The following is a 20,664-nucleotide window of genomic DNA, read 5'->3' as shown; positions in this document are numbered from 1 at the left end:
CCGTTGCTGCGGCTCGTCGATCCCGAACGGAATTTCCAGTGCGGGCCCGTGCCGCTTGCGCGACTTCAATCGTTCGGGATTGAAGCAGATTTAGCTGCTGCGCAATTTATCACTACCCGTAGCGGCGACTGCCGCTCACCGCTTTGCCGACGATTTCCCTGATAATGGTCAAGGTTTCCCGGGCGGCTTCTTTTGGCGCCAGGGCCGTATCGGCGACGTTGCTCACAAGCTTCGTGATATCGTGATCGATACCCTTCTCCGACCAGCGCCTGCCTTTGGCAACGGTGATGTAGACCGAATAGGCGTGGTGCATCGTTCCGGGGCGCTCGCCGATGATGTGGAGAATTCCCCTGAAACTGTTTGGATCCGCCTTTTCGAACAGCACTTCGCCGATCCGGTAGCCGGCGCGCACCCTTCCGCTGGTGACCATGATGTTCTTGTCGCTCATGGGGACACCGGCCTCGGCAAGCAACCGGCGCATTTCCTCGAGGTAGGGTGCAAGATGCCCGTCGTCCATGATGGCTTTGGCGTTCAGACCGTCGGAAATGACGATCTGGCCCTTGGGCATATCGTCTCCCCAGGACGCTCTTATCTTTTCGATCTCCGTGAGTGCTTCCGGGCTAAGCACTTCACCTGTGCTGGGGTGGGCTATGTAATCGTTGCGGTCCTTCGACAAGGTACGGACAGGCACGACATCCGGTACGGCGGCGACAAACGCCGGCGTGAGCTCGGCCCAGAGAGATTGCTTCGCGTCGTCGTAGAGATCCTTCACCTTGGCCGCAAGCGTGGGATTGAGATCCCAGATTTGTTCTCCGTGCCCTATCGCGAGGTCGACGCCTCTTTCCTCGACTTCCCGCATCTTCTGGCCGCCCTCGACGTAGATCGCGTCCTTGGACCGTCCATCCCCCTTGGCGAGGCGGTACTGGTAGTACACCCACAGAGGATCTCCATAATTCGCGGTGTAGCTGTTGTCCTTGCCGACGATCCCGATCCGCTTGTAGAAATCCCACATCGCGTCATTGACCTTGAAGCCAAACTTGTCCCGCACGCGCACGTGATCCTGGAAAGACGTGGTGAGATAGCTCAACATCGGGTCGTTCTTGGTGGGCAGGGCAATCAGATAGGCGGGATTGGCCGGCATGATCTGGTCCTGGCACCAATCCAGGTCTTCAAGGCTGACCGTCATGTGCAGCGTGGTGCAGATATCGAGGCCGATGGTAAGCCCATGGAGCTTGCCCATGACCATATCTTCGAGACAGCACCGGACCAGCTGTTCCCGGCTCTTGAAGACTTCCGGCCCGATAAAGCCGGCAACGTCGTTGACATGAAGCCATGCGCCCCTGGGCTGCACCTTCGCGAGCTCGATGCCGACCGCTCTGCTGAAGCCGTACTTGCGCGACTCGAGCACCATCATGTCGACGCCGTTCGCCGCGCCGTTGGTGAATTCCGAACCCTGTCCGGTTTCGAAGTAGAGGCCATATCTCTCCCCCTCCTTCGCCCGTGCGTACTTCAGGATTTTCTCGTTGGTAATGTCGAAAATCTTGTTGCAGTCATCCGTCCCGGCGAGGCTCTGGAACATCGTGGAGACCGTTCCCGGAAAACTCTCGCTCACGTCGGACTGGACATCGATGTGGGCGAGCACGCACCAAGGGATCACTTCGCCAAGCTCGAAAGTATCGACGATGTCCTTCAGCGCCCGTTCAACCGCGACGACGCTATTTACAGTGCTGTCCACCGGGTTGGTACCAATGACGATGTCGCCCGTTGCATAGGAGAAGGCATCGAAAACCTGCCAGAAGATGTCGTCTGGGTGGTCTGTGGGAGAATTGGGCTGGATTCGGGCCCCCATGTAGCCCTTCGAGCCCATCTTGGTGCCGGGCATTACGTTGAAGACTTTCTGGCTGACGGCGATCAGTTCCTCATTGCTCATCAGTTTCGGGACGAAGCCTATCGTGTCGCTGGTCAGGCCATTCATGAGGGCTTTGATATTTTCCTCGGATTCGGTGAGAAGAAATTCCTTCAACTGGCCCATTGACCAGTCCCTGACCCTTTCGTGCTGGGCCTGATCCGTGGTCTGCCATATCAGTCTTTGCAGATCGTCCTCGAACAGCGGGTGCTCGTAGAGGTCCTTGATCTTCGTATTTGTGAGAAGGGCGCGCGCGTTTCTTCGACTTGCCTCGTCTGCGGCTCCCACGCCGATTGCCTGATCTCCCTCCTTGAACTCGTTCGCAGCGCCGATCACCTGTTGATAAGCGGTTTGATCGAAACCCCCTTTTGTCCTGCCGACATATGCAAAGACGTCCTCGCCGTCTTTCACATCATTGATCACGATGGGGCGTCCGCCAGAGGCGCCTTTGGCAATATGGCTGTAGGTTGCGAGCGTCGCTGTCGCTCCCGCCATCACCAGCAGATCTCTCCTGGTGAGCCCGTCACGGTGATGAGAGAACAAGCGCTTGCTCATGGCCGATTCCTTTCTGCAGGAGGTGGGGCCATGGGCAATTTCGCCGAACGGCTTACCGCCGCCAGTCGATGGCCCATGCCCGCAAATCCATTTCGTGCGAGGCGAACGTGCGAATGATGGTATCGGGCTGTCGAGCGAGGTGCTTGTCGATCGGCATCCGGTTCAGTTCGGGATCGGTCGGCAGCAATTCCGACATGGCTAGCCGACCGCCAGGTGGACGTCATGATCTTGTCCGTCGTCCACGAGTGGAATGCTCCGCTCGGCGAGTTCCTCGCCGTCCATGGTCAGCGAGCGGCGCCTGCCTTCAGGTCCGCCATCCCTGCTCACCTTGATGCGGTAGGTGGCCGCTCCAAATCGGAAATCAACCTCGAATCCGGGCCATTGGGCAGGCATGCACGGCTCTACGAAGAGACGGCCGCCTTGCCTGCGAATGCCGAGTATGGCTTCGAGACCGACGCGATACAGCCAGCCTGCCGATCCTGTATACCAGGTCCAGCCTCCGCGGCCGGTGTGGGGAGATGCCCCATAGACGTCAGCGCTGACGACATAGGGTTCGACCATGTAACGCTCGGCGTCTGCCGCGGAGAGGGCATGGTTGATCGGATTGAGCATGCTCCAGAGCTGAAACGCCCGGTCTCCGTCGCCGATCAACGCAGTCGCCCACACAACCCAGGCGGCCGCATGGGTGTACTGGCCGCCATTCTCCCGAATTCCGGGCACATATCCCTTTATGTAACCCGGTTGCAGCGCGCCCTTGTCGAAGGGTGGATCGAAAAGCTGGATCAGCTTGCCTTCGGGACGAACGAGCCGTTCCCAAACCGCCCGCATTGCGCTCGAAGCGCGTTCGCTGTCAGCAGCACTCGAGATGACCGCCCAAGCCTGCGGGATAGCGTCGATCTGACATTCGTCATTTGTAGAGGAGCCGAGCGGCGTGCCGTCATCGAAATAGGCTCGGCGATACCAGGAACCGTCCCAGGCATGCGTCTCCAACGACGTGCGCAACGCCTCGGCGCGCTCATGGCACCACGCTGCCCGTTCTTCATCCCGCATTGCCGAGGCGATCGTGGCAAATGATCTCAGCACGGTGAGGAAGAACCAGCCGTTCCACACGCTCTCGCCTTTGCCCTCCGCACCGACCCGGTTCATGCCGTCGTTCCAGTCGCCGGTGCCCATGAGCGGAAGTCCATGGCACCCGAGACGCAGACCCCAATCCAGAGCGCGGCAGCAGTGCTCATAGAGGGTCGCGCTCTCCTCGCTGATCTGCGGAATACCGAAGCTTTCCTCCTGATCGTCATTCAGGACTGGCGATGCAATGAAAGGAACCTGCTCGCTCAGAAGCCCGTAGTCGCCTGTGGCCGATACGTAATGCTCGACGACATAGGGCAGGAAATAGAGGTCATCGGTCATGCGGGTCCGCACTCCGACGCCCGACGGAGGATGCCACCAGTGTTGAACGTCCCCCTCCGTAAACTGACGCTCGGCGGCTCGGAGGATGTGGGCGCGCGCCTCGTCGGGCGCGCAATGCACCAGGGCGGCAACATCCTGAAGCTGGTCGCGAAATCCGTATGCGCCGCCCGACTGGTAGAAGCCGGTTCGCGCCCAGATACGGCAGGACAGGACCTGATAAAGCAACCAGCGGTTCATCATGACGTCAAAGGCGGTGTCGGGCGTTCGAACCGTCACTGCGCTCAGCAGCCGGTCCCATTGGCGGGAGGCGACCTCCAGCGAGTTTCGGGCGCTCCCTGGCTCGGCGTATTCACGGGCGAGCCGGCGAACCTCGTCGCGACTGTCGGCCTGGCCAAGCACGAATACCAGCTCGGTGCTTCGGGCGGGAGGGATTGAAATTTCGACCATGAGCGCGGCGCAGGGATCGATCAGCGAGCCGACCCTCCCGCCAAGGCCGGAGCCCCCCAGTCCCACCGGCTGGAAAACCGAGCCGTTCCTGCCGAGAAACTCGCGCCGATCGCAGGTGAACGACCGCGGCGGCATGCTTGAGGCAGCGAACGCCAATTTTCCGGAGAAGGCATTTTCCCAGAGGTTACGCGCAATGACCACACCGGTCTCGCCATCAAATTCACACTGGACCCGCGCGGAAGCGTTCTCACGTTGGGTACCGAGAACCCACTCGACAAAATAGGTGGCGGTAAGGGTGCGCACTTCCGGTCCGTGGTTGCGGATAGCAAGGCGAATGATCTTGATCGGTTCGGATGCCGGGATGTGGACCGTCATTTCATGATGCAGAGAGCGGCCAGCGCTCTCATAGCGACTGTAACCCTGTCCATGACTGACGGTGGTTTCGAGAGACTGTCCAATCGGCAAAGCCGTCGGCGTCCAGAGTTCTCCGGTTTGCTCATCGCGCAAGTAGATGACCTCACTCGGAGAATTCGAAACCGGATCGTTCGACCAAGGTGTCAGCCTGTTCAACTGGCTGTTCTGCGCCCAAGTATAGCCAAGGCCGCTTTCGCTCGTCAGGCAGCCAAATTCGCCATTTGCCATGACGTTGCACCAAGGCATTGGTGTTTCCGTCCCACCGCCCGTCGCGATCACATATTCGCGCCCATCTTGAGCGAACCCGCCTCGACCGTTCCAAAACAGCAAGTCGGTCGGTGCGGCTCGGCGATCTGGCCCGGGCGCAACGCGAGGGGGCGTCTCGGTATGATTCAAAGTCGGGAGCGAAGGGGTCGGCTTCGCCTCGATCTGATCTGAAAGAGATCCTCGGCTGCAACAAAGGACGACGCGTGCGGCAGCCGCGATGGCCTCCGCTGAGGTGCCTGGAACGGCGGCCGCCGGCAGGACGTGAACGCCGCCGGGCTTGCCGAGCATCTGCTCCACTTCTGCCTTCACCTCATCGCTCAACTGCATTGGTTCGCTTGAGCCGCTCTCGTCGAGAAGAGCAAGGTCGAAGACAATCCCACGCCTGCTGATGAATGCGTGGGCGTCGATGACATCCGAGACGAGAGAGCTTTCGTCCGTCCTGTCGATGCGCAGCAGCAGGATGGGGAGATCTCCGGATATCCCCATCGCCCACAAATTCTCCGTGCTGAGCCTATTCCTGCCGAGAGCGCCGCCATCTCGAAAGTCGGGATCGGAAAACGCGAGGCTTCCCGCGAGCCGATTGTAGACGGCGACCTTGTTCGCGGAGAGCTTTGAGGCGGCAAGTTCCCTGGCATGGCTTTCCATCGCGTCCGAAAAAGCCCGGCCAGCCGCTTCGATGTTTGCAAACCGCCTTGCAATGGCTTCGACGTCGGCTTCACTGTCAGCTGCGCCGGTCACGAATGCGATACTTTCTGTTCCGGAGGGGTTCAGAACCACTCTTCTGCGCAAGCTGAAGATGGGATCGAGCACGGGACCCGTCCTCGCTGCCAGGCTTCTTCCAGGCGCCAATGCGCCGGGGTTCGATGGTGTCCGTCCTCGCCCAAGAAACGTGTGTCGGTCGGTGTCGTACTCGATTGAGACCCGACCGTTTTCGCTTGATGCCGAAACGTGTACCGCCCAGATCGGCTTCTCCGAGCCACTTCGCGGTCGACGCCGGGCGAACAATGCGGTGGTTTCGGCGTCAAACCAGGTTTCGACGAAGAGCTTGGCGAAGGCCGGGTGTGCAGCGTCGGCGCGTCGACCGTTGAGGCAGATTTCAGCATAGCTCGTCAGCTCAAGCTCTTTCGCCGCCGTTGCCTTGTTCGACAGCCGCAGCAAACGCACTTCGGCATCGCAGTCCGTTGCGACGCAAACCTCCCAGCAAATGTCGATGTCCCCGACCGAACAGCGAAACTCGGCCCGATCGCCGCGGAAGCCGTGCTCGTAAGTGGCATCCTTCCGACAGATCGGCTGCCGGCCGATTGTCCAAACCTTGTCGTCCGCGATATCCCGGATGTAGCAGAACTGGCCCCAACAATCTCGCGTGCCGTCCTCCCGCCAACGCGTCACATCGAGGCCACGCCAGGAACCGTAGCCGGAGCCAGCCTCGGTAAGAAGCACGCTGTATCTACCGTTCGAAAGCAAGGCGGTGTCGGGAGGCGCGCCCGTCGGATGCGCCGCACTGACTTCCTCAGATTTGTAAATCGACTGGACCATCAGACTGATCCCTCAATCGATGCGGGCACGCTCCTTCGCCAGCTACCGGCTTGCTCAGATGCACGCTATTGCAGTCGCATGACGATGCGACCGTCGATCTTGCCCGCTTCCATGCGATGGAAGATGTCGTTGATGCTCTCCAGGTTCTCCCAGGAGAAATGCGGCTTTACCTTGCCTTCCGCGGCGAACTGCAGGCATTCTTCCAGGTCCTGGCGCGTGCCGACGATAGAGCCGCGTACGGTGATGCGCTTCAACACGGTTTCGAAAACTGGCAGCGCTATCTTTCCGGGCGGCAGGCCGACGAGGGCCATCGTGCCCTTTGACCGCATGAAGCCGAAGGCCTGTTCCATGGCGGCGGGGGAGACGGCGGTCACGAGTACGCCGTGAACGCCACCATTCGTGGCCTTCTTTACCTTTTCAATGGCATCCTCTGCCTTGCCGTTTATCGCTATGTCAGCGCCAAGTTGCTTGGCGAGCGCCAGCTTGTCTTCGAATATGTCGGCGGCGACCACGTGCATGCCCATCGCCTTGGCATATTGCACCGCCATGTGGCCCAGACCGCCGACGCCCGAGACGGCCACCCATTCGCCGGGGCGGACTTCCGTTTCCTTCAGACCCTTGTAGACGGTCACTCCCGCGCAGAGAACGGGAGCGGCAGCTCCGAATTCCAATTCATCGGGAAGCCTGCCGACGAACTCGGGATCCGCCAGCCCGAATTCCGCGAACGTGCCGTTCACCGAGTATCCGGTGTTCGATTGCGAAGCGCACAGCGTTTCCCAGCCGGTCCGGCAATAGGGACAATAGCCGCAAGCGGTATGGAGCCACGGCACTCCAACCCGGTCACCTTCCTTCACTCTCTTCACGCCGGCGCCCACGGCTGAGACGAAGCCAACACCCTCGTGCCCTGGAATGAAGGGCGGGCTCGGCTTCACCGGCCAATCGCCGTTTGCCGCATGCAGGTCGGTATGACACACGCCCGTCGCTTCATATTTCACGAGGATCTGCCCCGCTCCAGGAGTTGGAACCGCCATCTCCTCGATGGTCAGCGGAGCGCGGAACTGTCGAACGACAGCCGCCTTCATTGTCTGTGCCATTTCATGCCCCTCCATCTCGTATGGTTTCGGGTTGGCCAGGGGATTTAATTGTGAACCGGCAGCACGCTATTGCGTATAAGGATCCGGAAAATGCTCCACGATGCCCCTGACACCGTGGACGCTCTCAGCCACGATCCGCGCGGCTCTCCGGCGAGCGGCCGTGTCGACTTGGCCCCAGAAGTGCACGATCCCCTCGGTGACCGTCACAGTAACGTCCAATCCTTCCAGACCCGTGTTCTCGCCGAGGCGAACAAGGATGCTGCGTCGAATGGCGTCGTCGCCCGCCGCTGTCTCATCTGGCTTTGTTGAAAAAATTGCCTGCAGCAGGTCGGCGCGGCTGACGATGCCGACCAGTTCGCCATTCCGCATTACGGGGATGCGCTTGATGCCGTGCTCCTGCATGAGCCCTGCGACACGTGCAAGGGGCGCCTCCTCCTCGATGGTCACCGGATTGGCCGTCATGACGTCGCCAACACGCCACGAGCATCGCCTGACGAAGGCGTTCGCCCTGTCATCGGGATCGATTGCCATGTCCGCCATCAACACGGATGCTCCACTGCAGAGTTCCGTCCGCCGAATCAGGTCGCCCTCGCTGATGACGCCGAGCAAGCGTCCGCCATCGTCAACGACAGGGACGCCGCTTACGTGGTGGTCGAACATCAGCTTGGCTGCCTGTCTGACGCTGTTGTCAGGTGACAGTTTGACGACCTTCGTCGTCATCACATCTTTGACCAGCATGTCGATCTAACTCCGGTATGAACCCCCAGGGTACCGTCATTAGGCAACATAAATTAAACCCGTTGCCGCTGTTCGACAACCGGTTTGGGAGGGCGCGTCGGCATGGGGGGCGCAAGCCGCAAGAATGCTTCGCGTCACCGAAGAAATGATAACGTTCGCAACCGGACACAGCGGTCGCTCAGCACCACCCAACGGCTTCCGCCCACCACCAATGCATTCTGCTCAGCCGCTGACGGTGGGCATGTCGGGTGTTGGCCACAGCCGGTCATGCCACTGCAACAAGGGGCTGATAGGGCCCGAAACGCCGGGAGCATGATTTGAACGTCTGCCCCGCCCGCACCCCATTGAATTCCAGGGGGCGGAGATGTTAGCTGCTGCAGCAATTTTGTCGCGGCAGGGCCATGCTACCGAAGATCGAGACCTACGAGGAACTCTATCGCGAATTCCGCTGGCGAATTCCGGAGAGGTTCAATATCGGCGTCGCCGTCAGCGACGATTGGGCGGCGCGGGATCCGGAGCGTGTCTGCCTTCAGCATTTCAGCCCGGACGGCGCGCATCGTTCGCTGACCTACGGAGCTTTTGCCGCCCGTTCCTCGGCCTTTGCCGGTGGACTCGCCGCGCGCGGCATCAAACCGGGGGATCGTGTCGCCATCCTGCTGCCGCAGGGGTTCGAGGTGGCGATCGCGCATGCGGCGATCTACAAGCTCGGGGCGATCGCCCTGCCGCTGGCGCTGCTCTTCGGCGTCGAGGCGCTCAGCTATCGGCTGCAGGATGCGGGGGCGACGGCGATCGTCACCAATCGCTTCGGCTATGAAAGGCTTGCGGCGATCCGGGACGGACTGCCGGAGCTTCGGCTCGTGGTTCTGGCGGAAGAGGAGGAACTGCCCGGGACGGTGCGATTCGGCGATCTTGCCGCGGGCGAGGGCCGCTTCCTCGCTGCCGATACCGGTCCGGACGATCCGGCGCTGATGATCTATACGTCGGGGACGACCGGGCCGCCGAAGGGCGCCCTGCACGGCCACCGCGTGCTGCTCGGCCATCTGCCGGGCTTCCAGTTCCACCATCATTTCCTGCCTCAGCCGGGCGACCGGATGTGGACGCCGGCCGACTGGGCCTGGGCAGGCGGCCTCTTGAACGCGCTGCTGCCGTCGCTCTACTTCGGCGTGCCGGTGGTTTCCTCGCCCGCCCAGAAGTTCGATCCGCACATGGCCTTCCGGATCATGGAAGAGATGGACGTGCGCAACGCCTTCATTCCTCCGACGGCGCTGAGGCTCTTGAAAGCAGTGGAATGCCCGCGCGCCCGCTACCGGCTCAATCTGAGGACGATCGGCTCGGCGGGGGAGGCGCTCGGGCGCGAGACCTTCGAATGGGCGAAAGAGGCGCTCGGCATCGAAGTCAGCGAATTCTATGGCCAGACGGAATGCAACATCGTCATCTCGTCGGCCGCCGATCTCGGCGCGCTGAAGCCCGGTTCGATGGGCAAGGCAGCGCCGGGCCACGCGGTGGCGATCATCGACGGCGAGGGGCGCGTGCTGCCGCCGGGGACGACGGGCCAAGTCGCCGTCAGGCGCCCCGATCCGGTGATGTTCCTCGGCTATTGGCGAAACAACAGGGCGACCGAGGCGAAGTTCATCGGCGACTGGATGACGACCGGCGACCAGGGCGTGATGGATGCCGAAGGCTACTTCACCTTTTTCGGCCGGGATGACGACGTCATCACCTCGTCCGGCTACCGCATCGGCCCGGGTGAGATCGAGGATTGCCTGGTGGGGCACCCGGACGTCCAGATGGCCGCGGCGATCGGCAAGCCGGATCCGATCCGCACCGAGATCGTCAAGGCCTATGTGGTGCTGAAGCCCGGTGTCGCCGCCAGCGACGAGATCGCGGCGGCGATCCGCGGCTGGGTGAAGAACCGGCTCTCCATGCACGAATATCCGCGCGAGATCGAGTTCGTCGACAGCCTGCCGCTCACCACCTCGGGCAAGGTGATCCGGCGGCTGCTACGGGAACGGGCGGCTGCTGAAGCGACGGAGGCAGCGCGCGAGCGTTGATTCCGCCGATCAGCGCCCCGCCAGCGCCCGTATTTTCTCGCGCAGCAGCCGCGCCATGTTGCGGGTGTTGCGGTAGAGGTGGAGCTGTGCGGCGACCTGGCGTACGTCGCGGTCGCGGTTCTGCTGCAGGCCGATCACCAGAGTGCCCATCTCGTCGCGCTCCTGCCAGAAGCGGGCGATCATCGGATGGTCGGGCACGGCGCAGGAATCGGAGCGGGCGATATTGGCGTCGTCGAGGTGCCATTCGGTGAGTTCCGCCAGCAGCAGCTTGCCCGGCGAATATTTCGCGTAGTCCTCGTTATAGGCGGTCTTCCATGTATAGGCCTCGCCGGCCATCATCAGGACGACCATCGCGGCGATCGCCTTGCCGTTGAGATCGAGCGTGTGGATGCGGACGCCGTCGGCCTCGGCGAGATTGGTGATCGCTTCCCGCGCAAAGGCGGCGCGGAAGCGGTCCATGATCATGGCGCTGCGCTCGCGGCCCTTCCAGCCGGACGCCTCGAGTGCCAGGAACTCCTCGAGGCGCCAGCGGATTTCTTCTGGCTGGCGCGCGACGCTGTAGGCGAGATCGCCGCACTTTTCGAGATTGTTCCACTGCCGTCTCAATTCCTTGAAATGGCCGCGGCTGATCGCCTGGCGCAGGTAGGTCGGTCCGTCGAGCAGGCTTTCGAGCATCGGCCGCTCGAAGGTGTCGGTGACCGTCAGCGGCAGGTTCTCGCCGATCGCCACGGCGCGGGCAAGCTGCGCGAACTTGCCCTTGAGGCGCACGTCCGGGAGCACCAGCACCTGCGGCAGGCCGGAGGAGGGAGCGGCAAGCGCTGCATAGAGGTTGCTGATCGTCTCGGCGGCGCCTTCCGCATCGAGAAGCGGCACGCCCAGGGGGCCGAAGGGATTGGACCAGCCGCGAATGATCGGCGCGCCGATCGAGAAGCCCGGCTTCTCGATCGAGAAGGGCATCAGGAAGCGCAGCCGGCTGCTGCGCTCATTGTTGTCGCGGATGACGGCGAGCCGGATGACCCGGTCCTCCAGCCGCGGCATGGCAGGGGCCAGGAAGCGGCCGGTGAAGAAGACATTCGGCTCGATCGCCCGGTTGGACAGAAAATCGAGCTCTCGCTGCAGCTCGTAGCCGGAACGGGCCGAGTAGATGGCGAGATGGCGACCGGGCCGTCCGACCGTCAAGGTCCGTTCGGCTTCAGCCGGGTCGAAGCCCGGTTGCGCCAATCCGCCGAGCAGGCGGTTTGCCCTTCCGTTCGAATCTCCCGGGTACTGGATATTGCCGCTCATGGCTTGATCGCCTCGTTCTTGTCATGACCGCTCCCTGCGCCGGCAAGTGCCAGGAGCGTAAAACCAAAAGTGTGTCTGACCGCGACATGCAGGATCGCCGCCTCCGCGAACATCGCGCCGGCGGTCGCTGAGGCCGCTCCGGTCAGGCCGAAGCGCGGAATGAGCGTGACGTTCAGTGCGACATTGGCGCCGAGCGCGGCCGCATAGAGAATAACGCAGAGCTTTTGCCGCCCGGCCATCGTCAGCAGGGTCTCGGCGGGGCCGACGAAGGCCTTGGCGAGGATGCCGGTGAGCAGGATCGCCATCAAGGGGGCGCCTGCAGGGAAGGCCGGGCCGAACAGCGACAATAGCAGCGGGCCTGCCAGCACCACGGTGCAGCCGATCGCCAGTGACGGCCAGAAAGACCAGCGGGCGCTTTCGATGGCGATCTCCGCCAACTGGTGCCGGTCGTGCGCGGCCATGGCCGCCGAAAAGCGCGGGCCGGCGGCTGCCTTGACCGCGAACATGACGAAATGGACGAGCGCCATGGTCTTCGCCGCGGCAAAATAGATCGCCACCTCGTCGGGCTTCAGATAGAGGCCGACGATCACGACGTCGGAATTGGTCAGCAGGAAGCCGAACCCGTCGACGAGGAATACGGGAATGGCGACGCGCAGCCAGCGCCCGAGATCGATCTTCATCGGGCCACGAACGTAGTGCCGGTCCAGTCGCCAGACCATCGCCGCGAACTGCCCGAGCGTGGTCACATAGGTCGCCGCGAGCGCTGCGGTCATTGCCGTCGTTGCGTCGTGCGGCAGGCCGGCGACCGTCGCCAGTACCATGAAGGCGAGGATCAGCAAGGGCCGCACAATAAAGGTCGGGCTCATTGCGGCGACCGGCCAGCTATGTGCACGGGCCGTGCCGTCCATCACGTCGCCCAGCGCGATCATCGGCAGGGTGACGAGACCGAGATAGAGCGGGACGAGGTAGTAGCCTTCGATCGCCCACCCGAAGAGCCAGAGGCCGGCTGTGCCGATCGCGGCAAAGGCGCTGGCGGAAAGGAGCGCAAAGATGCGCGCCGTCGTCGTCAGGCCGCGGATTTGCGCAAGCGCGAAAGTGCTGCTGTATTCCGGCAGGAAACGGATGACGGCCGCGTGAAGTCCGAGGCAGGAGAGATTGCCGAACAGGACCGCCATTACCCAGACGAAAATGAAGATGCCGTATTCGAACTCGCCCATCAGACGCGCGAGAAAGATCTGCGAAACGAAGGCTATTGCCGCGCTGAGGATGCGGATCACGAAGGCGATCACGGCCATGCGCTGGGCGCGGCTGCGGGCATCGGAGCCGGTGAGAGCGGTGAGAAGCCGCTGCAACGAAGGGGACAGGCGGTGCCTCAGCGCCGACGGCAGCATTCGTCCGGCCGTTTGACATACCGCCATCAACACGAAGACACCCTGAGATTACGCAATACAGGGCATCACTTCTGCCAGAACAGCGTTAACAAACGGTTCCGCAAGCCGCTGAGGCGCTGCACGGCGTCACAGTTCGCGGATGTGGAAATGCCGCCCGGAGGCGGCATTTCGTCAGGCTTCGTAGATACCGTGGCAATGCTTGTATTTCTTGCCCGAACCGCAGGGGCAGGGCTCGTTGCGTGCCACCTTGCCCCAGCTGGAAGGCTCGGCCGGATTGCGATCGGCCGGTGCGACGGCGAGAAGCGGCGCCTCGGCGAAATCGTCCTCGCCGGTCAGCGGGTCGATGTGATGGCCCTGCATCGGCGGCAGCGGCTGCGGTTCCTGCGGCGTCTCGCGCACCAGCTCGACGCGCATCAACTGTGCCGATACGGCCTGTCTCAGGTTGACGAGCAGGGCCTGGAAGAGCTCGAAGGCTTCGGACTTGTATTCCTGCAGCGGATCGCGCTGGGCATAGCCGCGGAAGCCGATCACGGAGCGGAGATGGTCGAGGTTGACGATGTGCTCGCGCCAGAGGTGATCGAGCGTCTGCAGCACGACCGAGCGCTCGACATACTGCATGATCTCCGGTCCGAAGCGCTCGGCGCGCTCGGCGGCAGCCGCGTCGACGGCGGCGGTGACGCGCTCCAGGATGTCGTCCTCGGCGATCCCTTCCTCGGCGGCCCAATCGGGGACCGGAAGGTCAAGGTTGAAATATTGCTGGACGTCGGCCTTGAGGCCCGTCACGTCCCATTGCTCGGCATAGGCGCGCTCGGGGATGCGCTTGGAGACGATGTCCTCGATCACTTCGTTGCGCATGTCGGCGACGGTATCGCTGACGCTTTCCGCGTCCATCAGTTCGAGACGCTGCTCGAAGATGACCTTGCGCTGGTCGTTGAGGACGTCGTCATATTTCAACAGGTTCTTGCGGATGTCGAAGTTGCGGGCCTCGACCTTCTTCTGGGCGCGTTCGAGCGCCTTGTTGATCCACGGGTGGACGATCGCCTCGCCCTCCTTGAGGCCGAGCTTCTGCAGCATGCCGTCCATGCGGTCGGAGCCGAAGATGCGCATCAGGTCGTCCTGTATCGACAGGAAGAATTTCGAACGGCCCGGATCGCCCTGGCGGCCGGACCGGCCGCGCAGCTGGTTGTCGATGCGGCGGCTTTCGTGCCGTTCGGTCGCCAGAACGTAGAGACCGCCGGCGTCGAGCGCCTTCTCCTTGAGCTTCTGCACTTCTTCGCGGATCGCCTTTTCGCGGGCCTCGCGCTCCGGGCCGGGCTCGACCTCGGCCAGTTCCTGCTGGATGCGCATGTCCGGATTGCCGCCGAGCTGGATGTCGGTGCCGCGACCGGCCATGTTGGTGGCGATCGTCACGGCGCCCGGCACGCCGGCCTGGGCGACGATAAATGCTTCCTGCTCGTGGTAACGGGCGTTGAGAACCTGGAACTTCGAGAAGCCGCTCTTCTTCAGCATGTCGGCGAGCAACTCGGATTTCTCGATCGAGGTGGTGCCGACGAGCATCGGCTGGCCGCGCTCGTGGGCCGCCTTGATCTCGTCGATGATCGCCTTGTACTTCTCGCCCGCGGTGCGATAGACCTCGTCGTCCTCGTCGGCGCGCTTGATCGGCAGGTTGGTCGGGACTTCGACCACTTCGAGGCCGTAGATATTGCCGAATTCCTCGGCTTCCGTCGCCGCCGTACCGGTCATGCCGGCAAGCTTCTCGTACATGCGGAAATAGTTCTGGAAGGTTACCGAGGCGAGCGTCTGGTTCTCGGGCTGGATCTGCACCTTCTCCTTCGCTTCCAGCGCCTGGTGCTGGCCCTCGGAATAACGGCGCCCCGGCATCATGCGGCCGGTGAACTCGTCGATGATGACGATCTCGTCGTTGCGCACGATATAGTCCTTGTCGCGCGTGAAGAGCTTGTGGGCCTTCAGCGCGTTGTTGACGTGGTGGACGATCGCGACATTCTCGATGTCGTAGAGCGACTCGCCCTTCAGGAGCCCGGCCTGGCGCAGCAGATTCTCGAGCTTCTCGGTGCCTTCCTCCGAGAAATTGGCCGAACGCTGCTTTTCATCGATTTCGTAGTCTTCCGGCGACAGCAGCGGAATGAAATCGTTGATGGTGTTGTAGAGGTCGGAGCGGTCGTCGAGCGGGCCGGAGATGATCAGCGGCGTGCGCGCCTCGTCGACCAGGATCGAGTCCACCTCGTCGACGATCGCGAAGAAGTGACCACGCTGCACCATCTGGGCGCGTTCGTACTTCATGTTGTCGCGCAGATAGTCGAAGCCGAGTTCGTTGTTGGTCGCGTAAGTGACGTCGCAGGCATAGGCGTCGCGGCGTTGCTCGTCGGTCAGACCGTGGACGATGACGCCGGTGGTCAGGCCGAGGAAGCCATAAATCCGTCCCATCATCCCGGCGTCGCGCTGGGCGAGATAGTCGTTGACGGTGACGACATGCACGCCCTTGCCGGCGAGCGCGTTGAGGTAGACGGGCAGGGTGGCGACGAGCGTCTTGCCTTCGCCGGTCTTCATTTCGGAGATCGAGCGCTCGTGCAGGATCATGCCGCCGATGAGCTGGACATCGAAGGGCCTGAGGCCGAGGACGCGGCGCGCGGCCTCGCGCACGACGGCAAAAGCCGGTACGAGAAGGTCGTCGAGGGTCTTGCCTTCCGCGAGCTGCTGGCGAAACTCTACCGTCTTGGCAGCCAGCGCTTCGTCGCTCAGCGCCTTCATTTCGGCTTCGAGAGCGTTGATCGCATCCACCCGACCCTGGTAGCCGCGGACGCGGCGATCGTTGGCGGAACCAAACAACTTGCGGGCAAGGCCGCCGAGACTGACCATCCGAATGGTCCTTTCCTTATTTATCGCCCTGGGGGTTTCAGGTTCCGGCTCGAAAAACCGTCTGACGCCGTGAAACGCCCGGAAACTGTTCTGGACGCGAGGTTGCGTGACAGATAAGAGGGGGGTCGGATTATGTCAACGCACTTGCGCGGCCGGACGGCTACAGAACCGCCACATTCTGGTGTTGTGCAGCCCGCTCGAAGGGCCTGAGGCAATGCGCTGGCGGCCAATGGTGAAAGGTAAGAAACATGTCTAGATACAAGACCCTGGCGGCTGCGGCACTGGTCGCGATGATGGCCGCAGGCGTCGTCCGTGCCGAAGGGACCGATCCGGTCGTGGCCAAGGTCGGCGATCAGGAAATCCGCCAGTCGGAGCTTGATCTCGCGATTACCAGCCTCGATCCGCAACTCCAGCGGATGCCCGAGGAACAGAAGCGCGCCGCTGCCCTTTCCGCCGTCATCGACGTCAAGCTGCTCGTCAAGGATGCCGAGAAGGAAGGGCTGCAGAACGACGCGGTCTTCAAGCAGCGCGTCGCGTTTCTCACCGAGCGTGAACTTCACAATGCCTTCTTCAAGAAGCACGTCGTCGATGCGGTGACGAAGGAAGAGGTAAAGGCACGCTACGACAAGGAAATCGCCGCCATTCCCGCCCAGGAAGAGGTGAAGGCGCGTCACATCCTCGTCAAGACCGAGGACGAGGCGAAGGCGATCATCAAGGAACTGGACGCCGGCAAGAGCTTCGTCGAACTCGCCAAGGCCAAGTCCACCGACCCGAACAAGGACGATGGCGGCGATCTCGGCTACTTCACCAAGGGCCGGATGGTACCGGAATTCGAGACGGCCGCTTTCGCGCTCGAGAAGGGCACCTATACAAAGACGCCGGTCAAGTCCCAGTTCGGCTTCCATGTGATCCTGGTCGAAGACAAGCGCCCGCAGGCACCGCCGCCGCTCGAGCAGGTCGAGCCTCAGGTTCGTCAGCTGATCATGCGCGACAAGTACCTTGCGCTGCTCGATACCGCGAAAAAGGCGACCGGCGTCGAGATTTCCGATCCGGCGCTGAAGAAGGCCTATGACGAGGCCGGCAAGGCGCGCGCGGCCCAATAGGCTCGGGCGCCAGAGCGGAACGGAGGCGTTCGCCGCCGCCTCCCGCTCATTGAAGAACGACGATCGGGATGCCCGGCGGCTGAATGCCGTTCGGGCATTTCTCGCACCCAACGACGCTTTCAAAACAGGGTTCGCCATGTCCGGTACCGTTTCTCCGCTTGCTCCGAAAACCTTTGCCGAAATGCCGGCTCTCCGCGGTGTGCGCATGGCGACCGCGGCTGCCGGGATCAAGTACAAGAACCGCACCGACGTGCTGATGATGGTCTTCGACCAGCCGGCGGCGGTGGCCGGCGTGTTCACGCGCTCGAAGTGCCCTTCCGCGCCGGTCGACTTCTGCCGCAAGAATCTTGCCGGCGGCCGTGCGCGCGCCGTCGTCGTCAATTCCGGCAATGCCAACGCCTTCACCGGCAAGAAGGGAAGGGAAGCGACCGAGCTCACCGCGCAGTCCGCGGCCAGGGCCGTCGGCTGCGGCGAGGGCGAGGTCTTCCTAGCGTCGACGGGGGTGATCGGCGAGCCGCTGGATGCCACCAAATTCGCCGGCGTGCTCGACGGGCTTGCGACATCGGCCAAGGAGGACTTCTGGTTCGAGGCGGCCAATGCGATCATGACCACGGACACCTATCCGAAGGTTGCAACGCGCAACGCCGAGATCGGCGGCGTCAGGGTGGCGATCAACGGCATCGCCAAGGGTGCGGGGATGATCGCGCCGGACATGGCGACCATGCTCTCCTTCGTGGTCACCGATGCCGATATCGCACCGGCGGCACTTCAGGCGCTGCTTTCGGCCGGCGTCGGCCCGACCTTCAATTCCGTGACGGTCGACAGCGATACGTCGACCTCGGACACGCTGATGCTGTTTGCGACCGGCGCCGCGGCAAAGGACGGCCAGGCAAAGGTCGAAGATGCAGCGGATCCGCGCCTTCAATCATTCCGGGTCGCTCTCAACGATCTGCTGCGCGACCTGGCGCTGCAGGTGGTGCGCGACGGCGAAGGGGCACGCAAGATGGTGGAAGTGACCGTCGAGGGGGCCGAGAACGACGCTGCGGCCAAGCGCATCGCCCTTTCGATCGCCAATTCGCCGCTCGTCAAGACGGCCGTTGCCGGCGAGGACGCCAATTGGGGCCGCGTGGTCATGGCGGTCGGCAAGTCCGGTGAGATGGCCGAGCGCGACAGGCTGGCGATCTGGTTCGGCGACGTGCGCGTCGCCGTCGAGGGCGAGCGCGATCCGGCCTATTCGGAAGCGGCAGCGACCGCCGTGATGAAGGGTGAGGACATTCCGATCCGCGTCGATATCGGCCTCGGCCCGGGCCGGGCCACGGTCTATACCTGCGACCTCACCAAGGAATATGTCGAGATCAACGGCGACTACAGAAGCTGACGCGTCCGCGCCGGCATCGAGGCTGCTGCATGTTTTCCTTAAATCGTAGCCGGTCAATGGATAGAAACGTGCAGCAATTCAAAGCGCTACAGCGACCTTTGCGCGTCTGATGAGACGCGCGGCGCTGTAGGAACATGACATCGAACGACAGACCGCCGCCGGTCGATGGCGGGGCGGTTGGAGCAAGCATGGTTGATCTTCCCAGTGTGCGGCGACTGGAAGCGGTGGGCTTCCGCGCCTGGCCCGCCTCGACGGTCCTTTATGACGGCAGCTGGCTGATCCGGCTCACAGCCGGACATTCCTCCAAGCGCCTGAACTCGATCAATCCGCTCGATCCGTCGGATTCCCGCGACATTGCCATCCGGCTCGAGAAGGCGGCGCGGCGCTTTGCCGAGCACGACCGCCCGCTCACGGTTCGGCAAACGCCGCTGACGCCGCCGCAGCTCATTGCCTACATGGACGGCGAAGGCTGGACAGGGTTCAGCGACAGTCTCGTGCTGGAGCGCGATCTGGCGCAGGGCGAGCTCGGCGAGGGCATGGACCATCTGCCGATCAAGGATCTCGGCCGTTTCGTCGACGCCCGGATTCAGATCGGCAAGGAGGATCCGGCGACAAAGCCGGCGCTGACCGAAATCATCACCGCGATCAAACCCGAATGCGGACTGTTTCTGTTCGAGGATCGCGACATCGGGCCGACGGCCGTGTCGCTCGTCGTTCACGACAACGATCTTGCCGGCATCATGCAGTTTTCGGTTGCCGAGTCCGTCCGGCGCCAGGGCGTCGGTCGGGCGCTGCTCGACGCGTCGCTGCGTTGGGCGCGCCTTCGCGGCGCAAGAAAAGCCTGGCTGCAGGTGGAGGCTGCCAACGAGGCGGCAATCGCGCTTTACCGCAAGGCCGGCTTCGTCGAGGTCTATCGATATCTTTATCGCACGCCAAGGGTGTAGGGCATGGATATGCAAGGCAAGAAGATCGTGCTCGTTGCTGCCTGCGCGCTGGTCGATTCGGACGGGCGTATTCTCCTGGCGCAAAGGCCCGAGGGGAAGTCGCTTGCCGGTCTATGGGAGTTCCCGGGCGGCAAGGTCGAGGCCGGCGAAACGCCGGAGGAGACGCTGATCCGCGAACTCGAAGAGGAACTTGGAATTCGCACCAAGGTCGCCTGCCTCGCCCCCTTGACCTTCGCGAGCCACAGCTACGACGATTTCCATCTGCTGATGCCGCTCTATGTCTGCCGGCGCTACGAGGGATTTGCCGAGGGTCGGGAGGGTCAGGTGATCAAATGGGTCCGTCCCAAGGCGCTCCGGGACTACCCGATGCCGCCGGCGGACGAACCGTTGATCCCCTTCCTGATGGATTTGCTGTGAGAAGCAGTGGCGCAAGCCCGTCCGGCCGCGGCCGGCTTCTCATTAATAAATTTGCCTGTGATCGGCGGAGAATCCGACAATCCAGACGATCAATTCCCCTAAATTCTAAGATTTATTAATCAAAAGTTTATCACCCTCATCCACAATCGAGCCTATCAGTTTCGGCGCACCGGCCATCCGGCCGCGCCGGTTTCGAGCAGCTGTGGTGAGGTCGAAGCTTGGGAAGGGTGCTTCGCCCCGCTCTCTGAGGTGTTTGTGAGGCTGGAATGGTTGACGAGGATTTCTGGAGGACAGTTCAGGACAAGGATCTGGTGGCGAGCCAGTCCCGCCGGACGGGCGTGCTCAATCTGTCGCTGCTGTTCGGAACGGCAGTGTTCGCGCTGACGCTGATCCTGACGCCGATGCTTTCGTCCAAGAGCGACAAGCGGATGCTCGCAAATACGCCGATCGACTACGACAATATCTCCACCGGCTCGATTCCCTCCGGCGGCAGCGCGAAGCGTTACACCGTTCGCCGCAGCGTGCTTCAGGAAATGCCGGGCGCCGTCTGCATCATCGATGCAAACGGCAGCAAGAGCGGGTGCTAGTTCGAGCGAATAGGTGCAGGCCGGCGTCTTTCGCTCTCCATTAACGGGCCACCGTGAGGGGCCGGAGGACGCATGGACAAGCTGAGATCTCTCGTTCGCAACCGAGACGGCGCCACCATCGTGGAGTATGGGCTCCTTGCGGCCTTGATTTCCGTCGCCCTCCTCGTCGGCCTCCAAGGCTTCTCGAACGAACTGCTGAATGTCCTGAACTTGATCGCCGATGCGATCGAAGACTCGTGGACCTGAGCGAATTCGACAGGAATTAGCC

Annotated in this window: 15 protein-coding genes; 7 read left to right on the top strand and 8 right to left on the bottom strand. The window is 62.5% G+C overall.

Annotated elements, in window-relative coordinates:
* Positions 1-112: 112 nt before the first annotated feature.
* The 5 genes from NGR_RS24545 to NGR_RS24525 all read right to left on the bottom strand — a co-directional run bounded on the left by NGR_RS24545 (position 113) and on the right by NGR_RS24525 (position 8,364).
* The gene (locus NGR_RS24545) at positions 113-2,461 is read right to left on the bottom strand and encodes an ethanolamine ammonia-lyase (RefSeq protein ID WP_012709186.1); all 2,349 of its coding nucleotides are present in this window, start codon (positions 2,459-2,461) and stop codon (positions 113-115) included.
* A gap of 52 nt (positions 2,462-2,513) precedes the next feature.
* Complete coding sequence (locus NGR_RS24540; protein WP_164924470.1) at positions 2,514-2,657, bottom strand: hypothetical protein; 144 nt, start codon at positions 2,655-2,657, stop codon at positions 2,514-2,516.
* Positions 2,658-2,659: 2 nt separating this feature from the next.
* A complete protein-coding gene (locus NGR_RS24535) occupies positions 2,660-6,532 on the bottom strand; it encodes a GH36-type glycosyl hydrolase domain-containing protein (protein WP_012709185.1) in 3,873 nt (1,290 codons plus the stop codon).
* 65 nt (positions 6,533-6,597) lie between these two features.
* Positions 6,598-7,626 carry an alcohol dehydrogenase AdhP gene (gene adhP, locus NGR_RS24530; RefSeq protein WP_012709184.1) on the bottom strand — a complete coding sequence of 343 codons (1,029 nt, stop codon included), beginning with the start codon at positions 7,624-7,626 and terminating at the stop codon, positions 6,598-6,600.
* 66 nt (positions 7,627-7,692) lie between these two features.
* Positions 7,693-8,364 (bottom strand): CBS domain-containing protein, encoded by a 672-nt coding sequence (locus NGR_RS24525; protein WP_012709183.1) that lies wholly within the window; start codon positions 8,362-8,364, stop codon positions 7,693-7,695.
* 401 nt (positions 8,365-8,765) lie between these two features.
* Here NGR_RS24525 and NGR_RS24520 point away from each other — a divergent pair, with 401 nt between their 5' ends.
* Positions 8,766-10,415 (top strand): AMP-binding protein, encoded by a 1,650-nt coding sequence (locus tag NGR_RS24520; protein WP_012709182.1) that lies wholly within the window; start codon positions 8,766-8,768, stop codon positions 10,413-10,415.
* Positions 10,416-10,424: 9 nt separating this feature from the next.
* Here the strand turns inward: NGR_RS24520 and NGR_RS24515 are convergent, their stop codons facing one another.
* The 3 genes from NGR_RS24515 to secA form a co-directional block, all read right to left on the bottom strand.
* Positions 10,425-11,699, bottom strand: coding sequence for a GNAT family N-acetyltransferase (locus tag NGR_RS24515; RefSeq protein WP_012709181.1), 1,275 nt, complete (start codon positions 11,697-11,699; stop codon positions 10,425-10,427).
* A complete protein-coding gene (locus NGR_RS24510; RefSeq protein WP_193377887.1) occupies positions 11,696-13,090 on the bottom strand; it encodes a lipopolysaccharide biosynthesis protein in 1,395 nt (464 codons plus the stop codon). Before NGR_RS24510 ends, NGR_RS24515 begins: the two co-directional genes overlap by 4 nt.
* 171 nt (positions 13,091-13,261) lie before the next feature.
* Positions 13,262-15,967 (bottom strand): preprotein translocase subunit SecA, encoded by a 2,706-nt coding sequence (gene secA, locus NGR_RS24505; protein WP_012709179.1) that lies wholly within the window; start codon positions 15,965-15,967, stop codon positions 13,262-13,264.
* A gap of 248 nt (positions 15,968-16,215) precedes the next feature.
* Here secA and NGR_RS24500 point away from each other — a divergent pair, with 248 nt between their 5' ends.
* The 6 genes from NGR_RS24500 to NGR_RS24475 all read left to right on the top strand — a co-directional run bounded on the left by NGR_RS24500 (position 16,216) and on the right by NGR_RS24475 (position 20,642).
* A complete protein-coding gene (locus NGR_RS24500; protein ID WP_012709178.1) occupies positions 16,216-17,070 on the top strand; it encodes a peptidylprolyl isomerase in 855 nt (284 codons plus the stop codon).
* A 136-nt stretch (positions 17,071-17,206) separates the two neighbouring features.
* Complete coding sequence (gene argJ, locus NGR_RS24495) at positions 17,207-18,448, top strand: bifunctional glutamate N-acetyltransferase/amino-acid acetyltransferase ArgJ (RefSeq protein WP_012709177.1); 1,242 nt, start codon at positions 17,207-17,209, stop codon at positions 18,446-18,448.
* 134 nt (positions 18,449-18,582) lie between these two features.
* Positions 18,583-19,392 (top strand): GNAT family N-acetyltransferase, encoded by an 810-nt coding sequence (locus tag NGR_RS24490; protein ID WP_164924469.1) that lies wholly within the window; start codon positions 18,583-18,585, stop codon positions 19,390-19,392.
* 3 nt (positions 19,393-19,395) lie between these two features.
* On the top strand, positions 19,396-19,809 hold the full coding sequence (gene mutT / locus NGR_RS24485) for an 8-oxo-dGTP diphosphatase MutT (protein ID WP_012709175.1): 414 nt from the start codon (positions 19,396-19,398) through the stop codon (positions 19,807-19,809).
* Positions 19,810-20,075: 266 nt separating this feature from the next.
* Complete coding sequence (locus NGR_RS24480; protein WP_012709174.1) at positions 20,076-20,396, top strand: hypothetical protein; 321 nt, start codon at positions 20,076-20,078, stop codon at positions 20,394-20,396.
* A 72-nt stretch (positions 20,397-20,468) separates the two neighbouring features.
* Positions 20,469-20,642, top strand: a complete 174-nt coding sequence (locus tag NGR_RS24475) for a Flp family type IVb pilin (protein ID WP_164924468.1) — start codon at positions 20,469-20,471, stop codon at positions 20,640-20,642.
* Positions 20,643-20,664 lie beyond the last annotated feature (22 nt).

This window comes from Sinorhizobium fredii NGR234 (genome assembly GCF_000018545.1).
GTDB classification, from domain to species: domain Bacteria; phylum Pseudomonadota; class Alphaproteobacteria; order Rhizobiales; family Rhizobiaceae; genus Sinorhizobium; species Sinorhizobium fredii_A.
The sequence above is the reverse complement of the archived record's forward strand: the minus strand, read 5'-3'. Positions and strand labels throughout refer to the sequence as shown.